Origin of the sequence: Mesorhizobium sp. CA4 (assembly GCF_020165075.1) — a bacterium.
In the GTDB taxonomy this organism is placed as follows: domain Bacteria; phylum Pseudomonadota; class Alphaproteobacteria; order Rhizobiales; family Rhizobiaceae; genus Mesorhizobium.
The window spans coordinates 15722-33118 of record NZ_JAIUHK010000031.1 but is presented as its reverse complement, the minus strand read 5'-3'; the positions used below and the strand labels follow the sequence as shown (position 1 = coordinate 33118).

19 protein-coding genes are annotated in these 17397 nt (G+C 64.9%); 9 read left to right on the top strand and 10 right to left on the bottom strand.

All coding sequences use genetic code 11. The annotated features are described in order from the left end of the window. Window position 1: 1 nt before the first annotated feature. Window positions 2–532, bottom strand: a complete 531-nt coding sequence (def, locus tag LB528_RS22765) for a peptide deformylase (protein ID WP_224716370.1) — start codon at window positions 530–532, stop codon at window positions 2–4. Window positions 533–635: 103 nt separating this feature from the next. Here def and LB528_RS22760 point away from each other — a divergent pair, with 103 nt between their 5' ends. The 4 genes from LB528_RS22760 (at window position 636) to LB528_RS22745 (ending at window position 3682) form a co-directional block, all read left to right on the top strand. After that, the gene (locus LB528_RS22760; protein ID WP_224517140.1) at window positions 636–1889 is read left to right on the top strand and encodes a DNA recombination protein RmuC; all 1254 of its coding nucleotides are present in this window, start codon (window positions 636–638) and stop codon (window positions 1887–1889) included. 172 nt (window positions 1890–2061) lie between these two features. After that, window positions 2062–3039 carry a threonine/serine dehydratase gene (locus tag LB528_RS22755; RefSeq protein WP_224716369.1) on the top strand — a complete coding sequence of 326 codons (978 nt, stop codon included), beginning with the start codon at window positions 2062–2064 and terminating at the stop codon, window positions 3037–3039. An 82-nt stretch (window positions 3040–3121) separates the two neighbouring features. Beyond that, window positions 3122–3286, top strand: a complete 165-nt coding sequence (locus LB528_RS22750; RefSeq protein ID WP_224517136.1) for a hypothetical protein — start codon at window positions 3122–3124, stop codon at window positions 3284–3286. Window positions 3287–3358: 72 nt separating this feature from the next. Continuing rightward, window positions 3359–3682, top strand: coding sequence for a hypothetical protein (locus LB528_RS22745; protein ID WP_224517133.1), 324 nt, complete (start codon window positions 3359–3361; stop codon window positions 3680–3682). Between the two features lie 46 nt (window positions 3683–3728). Here the strand turns inward: LB528_RS22745 and LB528_RS22740 are convergent, their stop codons facing one another. From LB528_RS22740 to LB528_RS22725, 4 genes are read right to left on the bottom strand one after another with little or no spacing between them, the layout of a single operon-like run. Further along, a complete protein-coding gene (locus tag LB528_RS22740; protein ID WP_224716368.1) occupies window positions 3729–4865 on the bottom strand; it encodes an ABC transporter permease in 1137 nt (378 codons plus the stop codon). Next, window positions 4862–5782: an ABC transporter ATP-binding protein gene (locus LB528_RS22735; RefSeq protein WP_224716367.1), complete on the bottom strand. Its 921-nt coding sequence runs from the start codon at window positions 5780–5782 to the stop codon at window positions 4862–4864. Before LB528_RS22735 ends, LB528_RS22740 begins: the two co-directional genes overlap by 4 nt. Continuing rightward, window positions 5779–6744, bottom strand: coding sequence for an HlyD family secretion protein (locus LB528_RS22730; protein WP_224716366.1), 966 nt, complete (start codon window positions 6742–6744; stop codon window positions 5779–5781). Before LB528_RS22730 ends, LB528_RS22735 begins: the two co-directional genes overlap by 4 nt. Next, the gene (locus LB528_RS22725) at window positions 6741–7445 is read right to left on the bottom strand and encodes a DUF1956 domain-containing protein (RefSeq protein ID WP_224716365.1); all 705 of its coding nucleotides are present in this window, start codon (window positions 7443–7445) and stop codon (window positions 6741–6743) included. The genes LB528_RS22730 and LB528_RS22725 overlap by 4 nt, the downstream gene beginning before the upstream one ends. A gap of 90 nt (window positions 7446–7535) precedes the next feature. On the opposite strand from LB528_RS22725, the gene LB528_RS22720 reads away from it, so the two are divergent. Together LB528_RS22720 and LB528_RS22715 are read left to right on the top strand one after the other, a co-directional pair. Further along, a complete protein-coding gene (locus LB528_RS22720; RefSeq protein ID WP_224716364.1) occupies window positions 7536–8009 on the top strand; it encodes a CYTH domain-containing protein in 474 nt (157 codons plus the stop codon). After that, window positions 8006–8938 (top strand): CHAD domain-containing protein, encoded by a 933-nt coding sequence (locus LB528_RS22715; protein WP_224716363.1) that lies wholly within the window; start codon window positions 8006–8008, stop codon window positions 8936–8938. Before LB528_RS22720 ends, LB528_RS22715 begins: the two co-directional genes overlap by 4 nt. A 48-nt stretch (window positions 8939–8986) precedes the next feature. Here the strand turns inward: LB528_RS22715 and LB528_RS22710 are convergent, their stop codons facing one another. Continuing rightward, complete coding sequence (locus LB528_RS22710; RefSeq protein ID WP_224716362.1) at window positions 8987–9772, bottom strand: helix-turn-helix domain-containing protein; 786 nt, start codon at window positions 9770–9772, stop codon at window positions 8987–8989. Between the two features lie 113 nt (window positions 9773–9885). Here LB528_RS22710 and LB528_RS22705 point away from each other — a divergent pair, with 113 nt between their 5' ends. Both LB528_RS22705 and LB528_RS22700 read left to right on the top strand, forming a co-directional pair. Beyond that, window positions 9886–10740 carry an SMP-30/gluconolactonase/LRE family protein gene (locus LB528_RS22705; RefSeq protein ID WP_224716361.1) on the top strand — a complete coding sequence of 285 codons (855 nt, stop codon included), beginning with the start codon at window positions 9886–9888 and terminating at the stop codon, window positions 10738–10740. 172 nt (window positions 10741–10912) lie between these two features. After that, window positions 10913–11839: a DMT family transporter gene (locus tag LB528_RS22700; RefSeq protein WP_224716399.1), complete on the top strand. Its 927-nt coding sequence runs from the start codon at window positions 10913–10915 to the stop codon at window positions 11837–11839. Between the two features lie 9 nt (window positions 11840–11848). Here LB528_RS22700 and LB528_RS22695 read toward each other — a convergent pair whose 3' ends face one another. From LB528_RS22695 to LB528_RS22680, 4 genes are all read right to left on the bottom strand, one after another. Continuing rightward, window positions 11849–13570 (bottom strand): SulP family inorganic anion transporter, encoded by a 1722-nt coding sequence (locus tag LB528_RS22695; RefSeq protein WP_224716360.1) that lies wholly within the window; start codon window positions 13568–13570, stop codon window positions 11849–11851. A gap of 132 nt (window positions 13571–13702) precedes the next feature. After that, window positions 13703–13972 (bottom strand): helix-turn-helix domain-containing protein, encoded by a 270-nt coding sequence (locus LB528_RS22690; protein WP_095770123.1) that lies wholly within the window; start codon window positions 13970–13972, stop codon window positions 13703–13705. Window positions 13973–14063: 91 nt separating this feature from the next. Continuing rightward, a complete protein-coding gene (locus LB528_RS22685) occupies window positions 14064–14765 on the bottom strand; it encodes a phosphatase PAP2 family protein (protein ID WP_224716359.1) in 702 nt (233 codons plus the stop codon). 18 nt (window positions 14766–14783) lie between these two features. Then, on the bottom strand, window positions 14784–15122 hold the full coding sequence (locus LB528_RS22680) for a hypothetical protein (protein ID WP_224716358.1): 339 nt from the start codon (window positions 15120–15122) through the stop codon (window positions 14784–14786). A gap of 247 nt (window positions 15123–15369) precedes the next feature. On the opposite strand from LB528_RS22680, the gene LB528_RS22675 reads away from it, so the two are divergent. After that, window positions 15370–17367: a PhoX family protein gene (locus LB528_RS22675; protein ID WP_224716357.1), complete on the top strand. Its 1998-nt coding sequence runs from the start codon at window positions 15370–15372 to the stop codon at window positions 17365–17367. Window positions 17368–17397: the final 30 nt, after the last annotated feature.

The following is a 17397-nucleotide window of genomic DNA, read 5'->3' as shown; positions in this document are numbered from 1 at the left end:
TCTAGCCCACCATCTTGCCCGGCGCCTTGTCCTTGGCGAGCTTCTTGAACTTCCGCACCACCATGTCGCGCTTCAGTTTCGATATATGGTCGATGAACAGCACGCCGTTGAGATGGTCGATCTCGTGCTGCAGGCAGGTGGCCATCAGGCCTTCCGCCTGCATCTCCTGCAATTTGCCGTCGCGGTCGAGATATTTCACGCGCACCGAAGCCGGGCGCTCGACCTCGGCATAATAATCGGGAATCGACAGGCAGCCCTCCTCATAGACCGAGCGCTGGTCGGCGCTTTCGAGGATTTCCGGGTTGATGAAGACATGCGGCTCCGGCGGCTCACCCTCCTTGGCGAGATCGATGACCAACAGCCGCCTCGGCACGCCGACCTGGATCGCCGCAAGGCCGATGCCGGGCGCGTCATACATGGTTTCCAGCATGTCGTCGGCGAGCTTGCGCAAATCGGCATCGACGCGCTCCACCGGCTTGGAAACCTGGCGCAGGACGGGATCGGGAAGGATGATGAGCGGCTTGATCGACATGGCGTCTCACCTAAGACCTCGCTTGACAAGCGTCAACCGGGGCACCGTTGGCCTGTTCACGTTTTGATCTGTGCCACGCGGCCGAATCGGTTATGCTGTCCAAATGAACGACATGACCTCGATCCTTTCCGAGCCCATCGCGCGGCTTGGCGCCACGACCATCACGCTTGGCCAGGCGCTGGCTTTCGGCGCAATCCTTCTGCTTGCGCTGTTCGTGGCGCTTGTCATCGCCTTGTGGCGCGCGGCCGGGGCGCGCGCGGCGGCCGCTGCGGAAGCAGCCGACCATGCCCGCGATGCCGAGGCGAGGATGGCCGACATCATGCAGGCGCAGGCCGAGATGCAGGGGCGCATGGGCGCGATCGCCGAGGTGTTCGGGGCGCGGCAGGCCGAGCTCACCCAGTCTCTGGGACAGCGGCTTGACGCCATGACCGGCCGCCTCGGCCAGACCATGGCCGAGCAGACCAAGTCGACGCATGAAAGCCTGGCCAAGCTGCAGGAGCGGCTGGCGGTGATCGATACCGCGCAGGGCAATATCCAGTCCTTGGCCGGCCAGGTCGTGCAACTGCAGGCGATCTTGTCCAACAAGCAGACGCGCGGCGCCTTCGGCCAGTCGCGCATGGAAGCGATCGTCGCCGACGGTCTACCGCACGGCGCCTATGAATTCCAGGCCAGCCTCTCCAACGGCAGCCGGCCCGACTGCCTGGTGCGGATGCCGAACGGCGCGCCGATGCTCGCCATCGACGCAAAATTCCCACTGGAAGCGTGGAACGCCATCCGCGCCGCCGAGGGGGAGAACATGCAGAAGGCGGCGGCGCAGGCTTTCCGGCGCGACATCGAGGTGCATATCCGCGATATCGCCGAAAAATACCTGATCCAGGGCGAGACCCAAGACACCGCCTTCATGTTCGTTCCGTCGGAATCGGTGTTCGCCGAGATCCACGAGAATTTCGAGGCGGTGGTGCAGAAGGCGCATCGCGCCCGCGTCGTCATCGTCTCGCCCTCGCTGCTGATGCTGTCGATCCAGGTCATCCAGGCGATCCTGAAGGACGCCCGCATGCGCGAGCAGGCGCATCTGATCCAGGGCGAGGTCATCCGGCTGATGGAGGATGTGGCGCGGGTCGACGAGCGGGTGCGCCGGCTGCAGACGCATTTCGGCCAGGCGGCGCGGGACATAGACGACATCCTGGTCTCGACGTCGAAGGTGACCAAGCGCGGTCAGAAGATCGAGGCGCTGGAATTTGCCGAGGGCGAGGCCGAGGCGCCGCGCGGCGGTCCCGCCAAGGCGGAAACCGGCGCGCGGGTGGCCGATTCAAAGACGGGTCAGCTCAGGCTGCGGGTCGTCGAAGGCGACGAGTAGCCGGTCAGGCACCAGGAAAAGGGCAAAGCCTTCGCTTTCGCCATCCATAGGCGAAGATGAAGGCGGACGGCGCCACCATCGCCAACCTTGTAACCATGACATTTTTTCGTTGGCGCGCCGCGGCCTTTTGCGTGCACCATGGGCGATCCCGTTCTTCGCAAGGCCCTCGCCCATGACCACCCTGCCCGGCATCTCCGACATCCGCGCCGCCGCCGAGCGGCTTTCCGGCCTGATCGTCGAAACGCCGCTGATCGAATCGCCGGAGCTCAACAAGCGCTATCGCGGCCGCATCCTGTTCAAGCCCGAGACGCTGCAGCGCACCGGCTCCTTCAAGATCCGCGGCGCCTACAACAAGCTGTCATCGCTCAGCGAGGAAGAGCGCGGCCGTGGCGTCGTGGCCTTCTCTTCCGGCAACCATGCGCAAGGCGTGGCAGCTTCGGCCGCCATGTTCGGCGTCAAGGCGGTCATCGCCATGCCGGCCGACGCGCCGGCGCTGAAAGTCGGCAATGTCCGCAAGATGGGCGCCGAAGTGGTGCCGTTCGACCGTTTCAAGGACGACCGCATGGCTGTCGTGCGCCCCTATATCGAGAAGGGCATGGTGCTGGTGCCGCCCTTCGACGATCCGGCGATCATTGCCGGCCAGGGTACGATCGGCCTGGAGCTGATGAAGCAGGCGAAAGCGCTCGGCGTGGCGCTCGACGCCATCGTCGTCCCTTGCGGCGGCGGCGGCCTGTCGAGCGGCATTTCCGTCGCGGTCATGGACGCTTCGCCGCGCACGCAAGTCTGGGCGGTCGAGCCCGAGCATTTCGACGACACGCGCCGCTCGCTGGCCAAGGGCGAAAGGGTCGCGAACGAGCCCGGCCACAGCTCGATATGCGATGCGCTGCTCACCGCCGAGCCGGGCGCCATCACCTTCGAGATCAACCGCCGGAATCTCGCCGGCGCCATCGCCGTCTCCGACAAGGCCGCCGCCCAGGCGATGCGCGACGCCATGGCTTATCTCAAGCTCGTGGTCGAGCCCGGCGGCTGTGTCGCGTTTGCCGCGCTCGCGTCCGGCGAGATCGACCTTGCCGGCAAATGCGTGGCCGTCATCCTGTCCGGCGGCAATGTCGATTTCCGCACCTATTCGGAGATCATGGCGGCGGCATAGAGGCCCTTCGTAGCGGGACACTTGCCTTTAGCGTCGATCACGTTACGTTTTCCATCAATTGGTTCACTGCCGGGAGAAGCTGTTGCTAGGTTACCTGCCATTTGTCTTGGGCGGGGCACTCGGGCTGCTGGCTGCGTTTCTGCTTGCTGGAGCGTTTGGCATCGGTGGAACCGCCCAGTTGTTGCTCTTTGGCCTGTTGCCTGCCGTCGGCGGCGCCATTTGCGAGCGCATGACCAGCCGCAACTGATCGCGATGGGTGGAAAGCAGATGTTAATGCGTCCAGAATAGCAGAGATAGCACAATCAGGGACTAGGAGCGTATGCAACTCGTCATGGAAGGACAACCACTGCTCGTCCATCTTGCGGTGGGGGCCGGTGTTGCTGTCTTTCTCGTCAGCTTCGTGGGAATGCTTTACGGTATCTATCTCACCCTGACAAAGACGGAAGCGCTCGCAACAAAGCCCGATGAAAGGGGACTTCCATATTGGGAGCGAGCTGCACGCAAGAATAGCCGAGCTAGTGGCATCTTCGTCCGAAGCGAATTCAAACATCTGCGCTATCTTCTATTCGCTGCAGTAATTGGCGGCCTCGGCTCCTTCGGCACTCTTCTCCTCATTGTCTATGTCTTTGGGGAACGCGCTTAGGTCCGATTTCGGCTTAATTCGGGCGCTCCCAACCATTAGTTTGACCCTAATCCAGCGTGCGCCTGAACCGCACCAGCGCCACGCCGGCGAACAATGCCACGAACACCACCAGCCAGCCGACTTCCGTCGCCACAGCCGGAAGCTCCGCCCCTTTCAGCATGACCGCGCGGGTGATGCGCAAAAAATGCGTGAGCGGGAAGATCTCGCCGAAAGTCTGTGCCCAGCCCGGCATGCCGCGATAGGGGAACATGAAGCCCGACAGCATGATCGAAGGCAGAAAGAAGAAGAAGGTGAGCTGCAGCGCCTGCATCTGCGTGCGCGCGATCGTCGAGATCGTGTAGCCGAGCAGCACCAGCGACAGCACGAACACCAGCACGGTCGAGAGCAGCAGCGACAGCGAGCCCATGAAGGGAATGGCAAACAGCAACTTCGCCGCGGCCAGCACCACCACCACCTGCACCGCGCCCACCACCAGGTAGGGCAGTACCTTGCCCAGCATGATCTCCAGCGGGCTCGACGGCATGGCCAGAAGGTTTTCCATCGTGCCGCGTTCGGTCTCGCGCGTCAGCGCGATCGAGGTCATCATCACCATCGTCATCTGCAGGATGACGCCGAGCAGGCCGGGCACGATATTGTATTGCGAGATGCCTTCGGGGTTGTAGCGCCGGTGCACGACGACATCGAGCTGGCCGCGCGCCGCCTCCTTGGCCGTTTCCTGCGTGCCCTGCGCCCTGAGCAGCGCCTGGCTGGCGACGGTGCCGAGCGTCGAGATCGCGCCGCTGGCCACCGCCGGATCGGTGGCGTCGGCCTCGATCAGGATCTGCGGATTGTCGCCGCGCTCGACGCGGCGCGCGAAATCGGCGGGGATGGTGACGACGAAGGAGACGTCGCCGCGTGCCATCAGGAACTCGGCTTGCTCGGCACTTTGCGCGACATGGTCGAAACGGTAGTAGCCCGTCGTCTGCAGCGCCGAGACCATCGCCCGCGTGTAGGGATCGCTGCTGGTCGCCACGAGCGCTGCCGGCAGGCTCTTCGGGTCGTTGTTGATCGCATAGCCGAACAGCACCAGCTGGATCAGCGGCACGCCCAGCATCATGGCGAAGGTGATGCGATCGCGCCGCATCTGGATGAATTCCTTGGTCAGCAGCGCGCCCAGCCTGGCGAAGGAGAAGACCGCGTTCATGCCATATTGTCCTTCGAGCCGGACATGAACTGGATGAACACGTCCTCGAGGCTGGTCTCGCCGGGCTTCACCGTGACGCCCTTATGCTCCTTCTCGACATCGGCCAACGCCTTTTCGAGCGCCGCCTTGTCGGAGCCGACGACATGCAGCGTCGCGCCGAACGGCGCCACCTGGTCGACGCCGGGCCGGCCCTGCAGCGCTTGGGCCACCTGGTCGAGCCGCGGCCCCTGCAGCACGAAAGTGGTCAGCCCGGCATTCTTTACCACCTCGTCCACCGTGCCGGTGGCGAGCATCTTGCCGTAGGAAATGTAGCTGATGCGGTGGCAGCGCTCGGCCTCGTCCATGTAATGGGTGGAGACGAGCACGGTGAGCCCGCCGCCGGCGAGGCGATGGATCTCGTCCCAGAACTCGCGCCGCGCCTTGGGATCGACACCCGCCGTCGGCTCGTCGAGCAGAAGCAGCTTCGGCTCGTGCATGATGCAGGCGGCCAGCGCCAGCCGCTGCTTCCAGCCGCCGGAAAGCGTGCCGGCCAGCTGGTTGCGGCGGCTCGTCAGGCCGAGATCCTGAAGCGTGCGCGAGACATACTCCTCGACCGGTTTCAGCCGGTAGAGCCGCGCCACGAATTCGAGGTTCTCGCCGATCGTCAGATCCTCGTAGAACGAGAATTTCTGCGTCATGTAGCCGACTTCGCGCTTGATCCTGAGCGCGTCGGTGCGGATGTCGAAGCCGAGCACCGTGCCGTCGCCCTCGTCCGGCGTGAGCAGCCCGCACATGATGCGGATGGTCGTCGTCTTGCCCGAGCCGTTCGGCCCGAGGAAGCCGACGATCTCGCCTTCAGCGACCGTCATCGTCACATGGTCGACGACGGTCTTGTCGCCGAAGCGCTTAACCAGGCCGCGAACGTCGATGGCGTTCATTGCCCGAGATCCGCCCCGATGTCGGCCAAGTCGACATCGACGATCTGGCCGGGCTGCAATGGTCCCGCATTGCCCTCCGGCCGGGCCTCGACGAGATAGACCAGCTTCTGCCGGTTCTCGAGCGAGTAGATCACCGGCGGCGTGAATTCGGGATCGGGCGAGACGTAGCTGACGCGCGCCTTCAGCCCTGCCCCGCAGCCATCGCAATGGACCTTGAGCTCGGTGCCGACCTTGACCGACGAAAAAGCGCTTTCGGGCACATAGACGCTAAGCTTCACGGCGCCGTCGGGTAACATCGAGATCACCGGCGCGGTCGGCCCGGCCGTGTCGCCGGGATTGCGGATGACGTCGTTGACGCGGCCGGGCGAGGGTGCGGTCAGCACCCGCTTCGACAGCCGCCACTCGGCCTGCCGCAAGGTCGACTGCGCCTGCTTGACCTGATTGTCGGCGGCCTTGATAGTCTCGGGCCGCGCCGGCAGATTGCCGACGGCGAGATTGGCCTCCGCCTGGCCGACCTGGGCATTGGCGGTTTCGAGCGAGGCCGAGGCAGTGTCGTAGTCGGCTTGGGTGCCGGTGCCGCGCTTATAGAGGTCGCTGGCGCGGTCATATTTGCGCTTGGCGTCGGCGGCCTGGGCCCTGGCCATGTCGACCTCGGCCTTGAGCACGGCAATTTCTTCGGGACGCTTGCCGACCTGCAGGTCGGCAAGCTGCGCCTGGGCCTGCGCAAGCGCAGCTTTCGCCTGCGCCACCTCGATCTTGGCGTCGGCATCTTCCAGCGTCGCCACCGCCTCGCCGGTCTCGACACGGTCGCCGCGCCTGACCGTCACCGTCGCCACCTGCGCCACTTCGATCGGCGCCATCAGCACATATTCGCCTTCGACATAGCCGACCGCGAGCGGGGCTGCCGGCGCGCAGGCGCCGAACAGCTGGGCGGCGAGCGGCAGCGAACAGAGAAAGCTCATGATTTGCCCTTCTTGCCGGCGTCTGCATCGCGCGCCGCCAGCATCGCCCTGAGATTGTCTGTCGTGACCGCCACCACCTTGGCGGCCTCTTCATTGCCGATCTCGCGCCAGCCCATCCGGCGTATCACCGCCTCGCGGCCGATCCGGAAATAGATGGCTTGGCCGATCAACGTGAAGACGGTGAGCTTGGTCGCTTCGCTCTCGGCTGGCTCGCCGGTCGCTTGGTCCCAGATCTGGCACAGCCGCCGGTGCGTCGGCTCGAACACGCCGGCATAGATGCGGTCGAGCGCGGCGGTCGGATGCGAGAGTTCGCGAAGTACGAATTGTACGATCTCGCCGGCCTGCGGACTGGCCACGACGAAGCCCACCATCCGCTCCAGTGCCGCGAAAAGCTGTGCTCTCGCAGCGTCCGGGCTTGCCGGGGCGGCCGCCTGGGTTGCGCCCAGCGCCTGGCCGGCGATGCCCTGGATGGTTTCGACGATGAAGTCGGCGGCGGCGGCGCGCAGGCCTTCCTTGCCACCGAAATGGTAGGCGATCGAGCCGATATTGGCCTTGGCCTCGGCCGCGATCTCGCGTGTCGAGGTGCCATCGAAACCCTGCCGTCCGAACAGCTTGAGCGCCGCATGCACCAGCGCCGCGCGCGTTTGGTCGGCGGCGGTGGCTTCGCGCTGATGCTTCCTTGCGTGCGGCTGCTTGTTCATGGATCGCATTTAATCAATCGATTGATTAAAGTCAAGTTGACGGCTGAGTCGGCTTGCCTTCGCGACCCCCACAGGCTTTATTGCGCGGCCATGGGCAAGGAAGTCGAGCGTAAGTTCCTGGTCTCCAGTCCCGCCTGGCGCGATGAGGTCGGGGCGGAAATCCGCATTCGTCAATTCTATGTCGCCGCGCAGCCCGGCCGCACGGTGCGGGTGCGCATCAGCGACGGGCGCTCCGCTAAGCTCACGCTGAAGTTCGGCGACAGGGCGCGCGAGCGCGACGAATTCGAATATTCGATCCCGCTTGCCGAGGCTGAGGAATTGATGGCGTTCGCCATCGGACGTGTCATCGAGAAGACACGCCACCATGTTAGACACCGCGGCTATCTCTATGAGGTCGATGTTTTCGGCGGCGAGCTCGCGCGGCTGGTGATCGCGGAGCTGGAGACGCCGGAGGACGTATCTGACGAAATGCTGCCCGACTGGCTCGGTCGCGAGGTCACCGGCGAGTCGAGGTTCTACAACGCGTCGCTGGCTTTCAAGGGGATTCCGGAGATCGCCGCATGAGCTTCCGCATCGATCCGCGCTTGCCGCTTACCGGCGAGGTCAGGCGCATATTGGCGGACGAGATCGGCAAGGCAGTCGCTCATCTCGAGATGGCGCGCGAGAAGCCGGAGCAGGGACTGCACAAATGCCGCAAGCGGCTGAAGAACGTGCGAGCCTTGCTGCGCCTGGTTCGTTCCGGAGACGAACCGTTCTGCCAGACCGAGAACGAATGCTATAAGCAGGTGTCGGCGCTGCTTGCCGGTCCACGCGAGGCGACTGCCTTGATCGAGACTATCGATCGTCTGGCAGATGTGTTTCCGGAACAATCCGCAGGCGGCGGTCTCGACCCCGTGCGCGAACGGCTGGTGCTGCGCCAGCACGAGCTCCATGCCGGTCCCGGCCTCGACGCCGCCATCAATGCGGCCATAGCTGCCTGCCGGGAAGGCCTCGAACGCGTCGACAGGCTGGCCTTGCCCGATCAGCCCGAGCAGGCGGCCGATATATTGGCCGACGGCGCCCGCGCCACCTTGCGGCGCGCCAGGAAGGCGCTGGACAAGGCCGGCTCGCGCGGCGCGGCCGACGATTTTCACGACCTGCGCAAGGCGGCAAAGACGCACAGCATGCATCTGTCGCTGCTCGGCCGCCTGTGGCCGACGCCGATCAAGGCGCGTCGCAAGGCGGTCGACAGGCTCGGCGAGCAGCTCGGCGAATTGCACGACGTCTTCGTCATTTGCGCCCTGCTCGACGCCGAAGGCGAGCCGCTCGGCCCCGCCGACGAGACGAAGCTTCTGCGCAGGCTGCTGAAGCGTGCCGAAAAGAGCCTGGCCAAGGCCTGCCTTGCCGATGCCGCCGACCTATTCGGCGACAGCCCGAAACGCTCGGCCAAAAGACTTGCCCGCAAGGCGCGCGACGACCTCGCCGCACCGCAGGAAGAAGCGAAAGCGGCGTGACGCCGGCCCTGACCTTCTCCCCTTGTGGGAGAAGGAAAAGGCGCTCCGCTACGCCGGCAATGCCCGTTTCTCCTTCGCAGCCCTGGCGCCCGCATCCCTCGGATGCGGCCCGATCGGCATGATCGCCGGAAACGGCGTCGCGCCGAAGGCGAAGGTCCACTTGTAGCCGGTGAGCTGGTCCTCGGGCGTGGTGTGCTGGTCGTGATGGGCAAGCAGCCTGGCGCGTTCGGCGAGCTCGTCGGCCTCGCGGCGCAGCATTTCCGCCGTTTCGGGCCGCATCCGCCTGGAAAAGCTGATGAAGGTCGCGGCCTGCTCCATATGGCCGATCGCCCAGCCGATGAAGTTCTTGTTGGTCATCTCGAAATGCGGCTTCAGCGGCCCCTCGAAATCCCACTGGATCGGCGCGTCGACCAGCAGCCTTGCCGACAGCCCGCGCCCCAGCGCCACCAGCCCGAGCTCCTCGAGGTCGCGCAGATAGAGGAACATCGAGGCTTCGCTCAGGCCTTGCGAGCGCATGATGCCTTCGGGCGTGAACTTCTCCGACAGCATGACGAAGACGAAGAGCAGGGCCGGCCGCGCCGCCAGCCGGCGCTCGATTTCCGGCGCGACGCGGTTGGCCGGACCCGGCCCGCGGTTCATTGCGCCGAGCACGTTCTCCAACTCGACACCGGCCGCGGCGCAGATCTCCATCAGCCGGTCGAGCTTGCAGTTCTTCTCATGGAAAATACGCTTCACCGTCGGCTCGGAAACGCCCATGCGCTCGGCGAGCGTCCGGTAGGTCAGGCCCTTGGCCTTCAGCGTCCGTTTCAGCGCCTCGAAGATCGGACCGTTCATGGACTGCGCCTCATTCGTGCGAATTCGTATTGAATTACGATACTAGTCCTGTTCCGGCTTCTCGGAAAGTATCGGAAAGCCTAGCTCTCGGCCGTCATCACAGGAGAGCATCCATGAAATATCTCATCGCTTCGGCCGCCTTCGCCGCCATCTCCGTCATATCCGCCGCGCAGGCCGGGGAGCTCTGGCGCGCCACCGGCTTCGAGCAGCCGGAATCCGCGCTTGTCGATGCCGCCCACAACCGCATCGTCATATCCAATATCGTCGGCAATCCCGGCGCGGCGGACGGCAATGGCTATTTGTCGCTGCTGTCGATGGACGGTCAGGTCCTCGCGCGTCACTGGGTGGAAGGCTTGGACGCGCCCAAGGGCATGGCGATCGCCGGCGGCAGGCTCTACGCCGCCGATATCACCAAGGTGCGCGTCGTCGATCTCGCCAGCGGCAGACTGGTCGAGACCATCGATGTGCCCGGCGCCGTGTTCCTCAACGACATGACGCAGGACAGCGCCGGCAAGGTTTATGTCAGCGACATGCTGGCCGACACGATCTACCGCATCGACGGCGACAGGCCGGAACTGTTCGTCAAGGATGCGCTGCTCGCTTCGCCGAACGGCGTGTTCGCCGATGGCGGCAGGCTGATTGTCGCTTCCTGGGGCAAACGCATCAACACGACCGATTTCAGCACCGCGGAGCCCGGCGGCCTGCTGTCGGTCGACCTTGCCACGAAGAAGGTCACGCCGCTGCCCGGCGCCCAAAAATTCGCCGACCTCGACGGCGTCATCGCCATTGGCGACACTATCTACGCCACCGCCTACATGACCGGCACGCTCTACAGCTACAAGCCCGGCGGCGCGCCGACGGTGGTAGCGACCTTCAAGCCGGGCAGCGCCGATATCGGCACGGACGGCGAAAGGATCTTCGTGCCGCTGATGGGCGAGGGCGAGGTCGTGGCGCTGTCACTGGATTGAGCATGTCGCGGCGGAGAAGCATTGCAACGCCGGCGGGGCAGCGTTTCGCATCTCGGCACTCAACGGCGAGGCGAGTTTTTCACCTCGCCAATCGCGATTGGACCGCAATGTCGGTGGCGGCTGCCATCTGGTTTCGCCGGCCGCTCCGGACTATTCGGCGGCAATCCGTCATGTGAGCGAAGCCGTGAAGACATCAAGCCTGAACGTCGCCGTTTCCCCGACGATCCCGGTGCTCGTCTGCGCGCTGGCGATCTTCCTGCTGTCAGGCATGGATGCGGCGATGAAGTCGCTGGTCATCGCGGTCGGCGTCTACAATACGGTGCTATGGCGCAGCATGGTCGCGACCGTGGTCGCGGGCGCGGCCTGGTCGACGGGGCCACGCTCGAAACCGAGCTTCCCGGTGCTCGGTCTGCATGCGCTACGCGCCGTCATTGTCGGTATCGTCCTAGTCTCGTTCTTCTGGGGTCTGGCCAGGCTGCCGCTCGCCGAGGCTATAGGCCTGAGCTTCGTCGCGCCGTTGTTTGCGCTTTTCCTCGCCGCATTGCTGCTGGGCGAGCGCATAAGGCGGCAGGCGATGTGGGCGTCGCTGGCCGGTATCGCGGGCGTCTTGATCATACTGGCCGGCCAGTTCGGGCAGGCAGGCCATTCGCAGGATGCGCTTTTGGGCACGGTCGCCGTGCTCGTATCGACGGTCTTCTACGGCTACAATCTGATCCTCGCCCGGCGACAGGCGCTTCTGGCCAAGCCGGTCGAGATCATGCTGTTCCAGAATATCTTCGTCGGGATTATTCTTGGTTGCGCGGCGCCCTGGCTTGCCGTCGCGCTGCCGAGAGAACTTTGGCTTCCCTTGGCAGGCGTGGCGCTGCTGTCGCTCGCCGGCCAATTCCTGATGAGTTGGTCCTACGCCCGTGCCGAAGCGCAATATCTCATCCCGACAGAGTACTCGGCCTTCATCTGGGCGATCGCGCTTGGCTGGTTCTTCTTCGGTGAGAAGGTGGCCTGGACCACGCTTGCGGGCGCATGTCTCATCGTCGCCGGCTGCCTGATCGCCGCACGCGCCAGCCCCAAGCTTGCCGAGCCGATCGAAGCGGCCGTTTGATCACGGCGCCTACGCCGTCTCCGCTTTTCCGTCCAGCTGCGCCCGCGCGTCCCGGATCGACGCCGCATAGGTCACCAGCGGCCGCTTGACGCCATGGCTTATCAGGGTGCGCCTGACTTGCGACGAGGCGCCCGCGATGATGAAGCGTCCTCCGGCGCGCCTTGCGTTGTTCGCGGTGCTTTCGATGACGTTTGCCGCGGTCGAATCGAGGAAGGGCACCGCCGAGCAATCGAGGATGAAGTTCCTGCGCTGGTCGGCGATACGGTCCAGCACGGTCGCGATCGTTGCCGCAGCGCCGAAGAAGAACGCCCCCGATATGCGGTAGATGACGGTATCCGGATCGGTGGCGGCGGCGAGGTCATAGGCAACGCGCCCGCCATTTGCGGCGTCGGCGCGGTCCTCCGTCACCGGCGGGACATGTGCCTCCACCTCGACCGAACGCGCCATCCGCCCGATGAACAGCAGAGCGCCCAGCGCAAAGCCGACCACGATGCCGGTAGTGAGGTCGCGGAAGATGACGAGTCCGAAGGTAACCAGAAGCACCAGGGCGTCGCCCCAGGACGATCGGAGCAGCGCCAGGAAGGCGGGCTTCTCCACCATGTTCCAGGCCACCGTGGCCAGCACCCCGGCAAGCGCCGCCAGCGGGATGTAGCTGGCAAGCGGCGCAGCCACCAGCATGAACAGCAGCAGGAAGGCGGAATGGAATATTCCCGACAACGGTCCATGCGCGCCGGCGCGGATGTTGGTCGCCGTGCGCGCGATCAGTCCGGTCACGCAGATCCCGCCGAACAGCGCTGAGCCGATATTGGCGATGCCCTGCGCCACCAGTTCGCAGTTGGACCGGTGCCGTCGTCCGGTCATACCGTCCGCGACTACGGCGGAAAGCAGCGATTCGATTGCTCCGAGCAGGGCGAAGGAAATTGCGTCGGGCACCACGGAGACGAGCTTCTGCGCATCGAGCGCCGGAAGAGCCGGATCCGGTAACATCCGCGGAATGCCGCCGAATTGCGTTCCGATCGTCTCTACGGGAAGACCGAGAAGCGTCGTCGCCAGCGAGGCCGCAGTCACCGCGATCAGGAGGCCCGGCCACGAAGGGCGCCAGCGCTTCATGGCCACGATGATCCCTATCGTCAGCGCGGCGAGCGCAATGGCCGCCGGATTTGCCGTTCGGGCCGCCTTGCCGAGCGCGATAAGCCGCGGCAGCAGGTCGCCTGGTTCCTTGCCTGGCAGCGCCAGGCCGAACAGGTCGTGCAACTGGCTGGACAGGATGATGACGGCGATGCCCGCCGTGAAACCCACCGTCACCGGATAGGGAATGAACTTCACATAGGCGCCGAGCCTCAGATAGCCGGCCGCGAGCAGGAAGGCGCCGGCCATGAGCATTGCCAGGATCAGCCCGTCGACACCGTGCCGGTCGACCGTCGAGGCCACGACCACGATGAAGGCGCCGGCGGGCCCGCCGATCTGGAAACGGCTGCCGCCAAGCGCGCCGACGATGAAACCGCCGATGATCGCCGTAAACAGTCCGCGCTCGGGCTCCACATGCGAGGCGATCGCGATCGCCATCGACAGCGGCAACGCCACGATGGCGACCGTCAGGCCGGCGATCACATCGGCCCTCAGCTGCTTGAGGTGGTAGCCCTCGCGCAGCACCGTCACCAGCTTTGGTGTGAACAGCTCGGCGAAGGTCGGCCGTGCTTGGTGGTGAATTGCCCGCCGCGCCTGATCCATGAACTGCTTCCGCTCCACAGGGCGGCGGGATCGTCGGCTGGATGTCGGCGGTCGCCGTCGCGATAAACCGTTGCGACGCCGCATCGCTGCCCGAAAACCGGTAACGGTTCCCGAGGCGGATGCGGTTGCGGCTCAGCCCTGCGGGTTCTGTGCCACGGTGGCCTTGAGGCGCACGCCCCTGCCGCCGCGTTCGCTGGTCTGGTTCTCGCCGATCAATTCCACCCCGACCTCATCGAGGGCATGGATGACCTTCATTAGCGTGTCGACGACGCCTCGCACGACGCCTTCGCTCGCTTCCATACGCTGTATCGTCGGAAGCGAAACGCCGGCGCGCTCGGCAAGCGTTCGCTGGTCGATACCGGCCAACGCCCTTGCGGCGCGCATCTGCGCAGCAGTGATCATCGGCCAGAACCTTTGTCTGAGTCTGCGATATCAATGGGTAATACAAGCATAGTGATGTTTCAAGCGTCATTTAATGTAGATGAGACATTGGTTATTCGCTATCCTTAACGACCTTGCGTCGCTGCAGCAGCCGCGCCGCGAGCCAGCACAGCATGGCCCAGGCAAAGCCCGCGCACCAGCCGGCAAGCACATCGGACGGCCAGTGCACCCCGAGATAGACGCGGCTGGCGCCGACCAGCACGGTGGTGAGCACCGCGAGGCCGAGCACGAAGACCTTCGTCCTGCGGTCCGGCAGGAAGCGGGCCGTCAAGGAACCGAGCGTCAGATAGGTTACCGCCGACAGCATCGCGTGGCCGCTCGGAAAGGACAGCGACGTCTCGTTGACGAGATGCGAGACGAGATCGGGCCGCGGCCGGTCGACCTCGAATTTGAGCAGGCTCGAAAGCACTTGCCCGCCCGCCACCGCCGCGAACATGAACAGCGCTGTCGAAGGTCTGCGGATCAAGAGCAGATAGAGGATGGTCGCCGTCGTGATCAGCACCAGCACAGCGGTGCTGCCCAGCGCGGTGACGTCGCGCACCGCGCCCTCCAGCCAAGGCGGACCGATCGGGCTGTCCGGCTGCCCGGCATGGCGGAAGGCGAGCAGGATTTCCGTGTCGAAGGCGTGCGGGGTCGTGGCGCGCGCCAGCTCCAGGAGTTCCACCAGGCCCCATAGCCCGCCGGCAATCACCAGCCCGGCCAGCAGCACCGGGAATTCCAACTTGTTGAGGAGCGCGTTGGCGGTCGATTTCATTCGGGCCTTCGGGTCCAGCTACAGCCGCTGAATATAGGGCCCGAGCGTGATCAGCGCGACGGCGGCGATCGCCAGCACGATGCCGGTCGCCTGCAAGGCATTGAGCCGTTCGCCGTAGAAGGCGAGCGCCACGACATTGACGGCGACAAGCTGGATCACCGCCGACAGGCTGAACGACACCGACATGCCGAATTCGCGCACCAGCCTGAGCATGATCAGATTGCCGGCCGAGTAGAGCGCCAGCGTCAAAAGCAGCTTGGCCAAGCTCGGCGCCAGCCCCCATTGCTTGGCCGCCATTGCCGCCAGCAGGAACATCACGGTCGAAATGCCGAGCTGCGCCAGTCCCCAGAAACTCACCCGCCATCCCCTTTTCAAGTGCCGTCGCCACGCCTGCCGCAGCCCTTGTTTCCCGAAGCGGGCGAGGCCGTCAAGCCGATCGCGGTCGATCGTTCGCCCATTTGGAGGATCCAAGCCGGCCGCCGCTGCTCAGCCGGCAAACAGCCATTACGATTCAATCACAATGATGTCACGAAAATGTGATCGGCGCGCTTTAGGGGTCGAGAGGTCGAAATCCCAGCCACCTCAAGAAGCCAGAGGAACAGCTATGACCGTGACCCCTGAGACCCGCTTCCGCACCAGCCAGCTCGAGGACAATGACGGCCCGCCCGTCAATCCCACCGACAACCGCACCATGGGCGAGATCATCGCCGCGCGTTTCTCGCGGCGCGGCTTCCTGAAGGGCTCGCTGGCCGTCTCGGCCATCGCCGCAACCGTCAGCCCGCTGGCGTTGGTCGCCGCCGACGAAGCGCGCGCCACCGAGGCCTCGGCTTTCAAGTTCGACGAGCTCGAAGCCGGCATCGACGACAAGCACCATGTCGCGCAGGGCTATGATGCCGACGTGCTGTTGCGCTGGGGCGATCCGCTGTTTGGCGATTCGCCGGAGTTCGACCCGCTGAAGCAGTCGGCCGAAGCCCAGGCGAAACAGTTCGGCTACAACAACGACTATGTCGGCTATATCCCGATCGACGGCTCGGCCGAGCATGGCCTTTTGGTCGTCAACCACGAATACACCAATCCGCATCTGATGTTCCCCGACATCGTTTCGATCGTGGAGAAGGACGGAAAGAAGAAGGCCGAGGTCGCGCCGCTCTCCAAGGAGCAGGTCGATGTCGAGATGGCCGCGCATGGCGGCACCATCGTCGAGATCCGCAAGCAAGACGGCAAATGGCAGGTGGTGCGCGACGGCAAGCTCAACCGCCGCATCATGTCGACCACCGAGATGGCACTGTCCGGCCCGGTCGCCGGCCACGACCGCGTCAAGACCAATGCCGACCCGTCCGGCACCAAGGTCTTCGGCACGCTCAACAATTGCGCCGGCGGCGTCACGCCCTGGGGCACTTATGTGATGGCCGAGGAGAACATCCACGGCTATTTCTCGGGCGAATTGCCGGAGGGCCACAGGGAAGCGGCCAATTACAAGCGCCTCGGCATCCCCGAAGGCGCTTATGAGTGGGGCGCGCATTACGACCGCTTCAACCTTGCCAAGGAGCCGAACGAGCCCAATCGTTTCGGCTGGATCGTCGAGGTCGACGTCAACGATCCGAACTCGGTGCCTAGAAAGCGCACCGCCATGGGCCGCTTCAAGCATGAGGGCGCCGAGTCGATCGTCGCCAAGGACGGCCGCGTCGTCTTCTATCTCGGCGACGATGAGCGCTTCGACTATGTCTACAAATTCGTCACCGCCGGCACGTTCAACCCCAACGACCGCGCTGCCAACATGAACCTGCTCGACGACGGCACGCTCTATGTCGCCAAATTCGCCGAGGACGGTTCGGTGGAATGGATGCCGATCGTGTTCGGGAAGGCGCCGCTGACGGCGGAGAACGGCTTTGCTTCCCAAGCCGACGTTCTCATCGAGACGCGGCGCGCCGCCGACCTGCTCGGCGCCACCAAGATGGACCGGCCGGAGGACATCCAGCCCAATGCCGGCAATGGCAAGGTCTATGTCATGCTGACCAACAATTCCAAGCGCAAGGCCGCGCAGGTCGACGCCGCCAATCCCCGCGCCGACAATGCCTTCGGCCACATCATCGAGATCGTCGAGGACGGCGGCGATTTCGCCGCAACCAAGGGCAAGTGGGAAGTGCTGTTAAAATGCGGCGATCCTTCCGTGGCCGATGTCGGCGCCACCTTCTCGACGGCGACCACCGCCCATGGCTGGTTCGGCATGCCGGACAATTGCGCCGTCGATTCCGCCGGGCGCCTGTGGGTCGCCACCGACGGCCAGGGTCCGAAGGCCACCGGCCGCACCGACGGCCTCTGGGCCGTCGACACCGAGGGTGCGGCGCGGGCAACGTCGAAGCTGTTCTTCCGCGTGCCGATCGGCGCCGAAATGTGCGGTCCGCTCTTCGCGCCCGACGACCAGACGGCTTTCGTCGCCGTGCAGCATCCGGGCGATGGCGGCGAGGACTGGGAAGGGTTCGGCCGCCCCTCCTACTACGAGGATCCGTCGACCCGCTGGCCGGACTTCAAGCCGGACATGCCGGTGCGTCCGTCCGTCGTTGCGATTACGAAGCAGGGCGGCGGCAAGATCGCGGTGTGACCTCTTGTAGCTGAGGCGTCGAGAGGGAAG

Coding starts and splice junctions, on each gene's coding strand:
- def (WP_224716370.1), bottom strand. CDS start 532: ATGTCGATCAAGCCGCTCATCATCCTTCCCGATCCCGTCCTGCGCCAG.
- LB528_RS22760 (WP_224517140.1), top strand. CDS start 636: ATGAACGACATGACCTCGATCCTTTCCGAGCCCATCGCGCGGCTTGGC.
- LB528_RS22755 (WP_224716369.1), top strand. CDS start 2,062: ATGACCACCCTGCCCGGCATCTCCGACATCCGCGCCGCCGCCGAGCGG.
- LB528_RS22745 (WP_224517133.1), top strand. CDS start 3,359: ATGCAACTCGTCATGGAAGGACAACCACTGCTCGTCCATCTTGCGGTG.
- LB528_RS22740 (WP_224716368.1), bottom strand. CDS start 4,865: ATGAACGCGGTCTTCTCCTTCGCCAGGCTGGGCGCGCTGCTGACCAAG.
- LB528_RS22735 (WP_224716367.1), bottom strand. CDS start 5,782: ATGAACGCCATCGACGTTCGCGGCCTGGTTAAGCGCTTCGGCGACAAG.
- LB528_RS22730 (WP_224716366.1), bottom strand. CDS start 6,744: ATGAGCTTTCTCTGTTCGCTGCCGCTCGCCGCCCAGCTGTTCGGCGCC.
- LB528_RS22725 (WP_224716365.1), bottom strand. CDS start 7,445: ATGAACAAGCAGCCGCACGCAAGGAAGCATCAGCGCGAAGCCACCGCC.
- LB528_RS22720 (WP_224716364.1), top strand. CDS start 7,536: ATGGGCAAGGAAGTCGAGCGTAAGTTCCTGGTCTCCAGTCCCGCCTGG.
- LB528_RS22715 (WP_224716363.1), top strand. CDS start 8,006: ATGAGCTTCCGCATCGATCCGCGCTTGCCGCTTACCGGCGAGGTCAGG.
- LB528_RS22710 (WP_224716362.1), bottom strand. CDS start 9,772: ATGAACGGTCCGATCTTCGAGGCGCTGAAACGGACGCTGAAGGCCAAG.
- LB528_RS22705 (WP_224716361.1), top strand. CDS start 9,886: ATGAAATATCTCATCGCTTCGGCCGCCTTCGCCGCCATCTCCGTCATA.
- LB528_RS22695 (WP_224716360.1), bottom strand. CDS start 13,570: ATGGATCAGGCGCGGCGGGCAATTCACCACCAAGCACGGCCGACCTTC.
- LB528_RS22690 (WP_095770123.1), bottom strand. CDS start 13,972: ATGATCACTGCTGCGCAGATGCGCGCCGCAAGGGCGTTGGCCGGTATC.
- LB528_RS22685 (WP_224716359.1), bottom strand. CDS start 14,765: ATGAAATCGACCGCCAACGCGCTCCTCAACAAGTTGGAATTCCCGGTG.
- LB528_RS22675 (WP_224716357.1), top strand. CDS start 15,370: ATGACCGTGACCCCTGAGACCCGCTTCCGCACCAGCCAGCTCGAGGAC.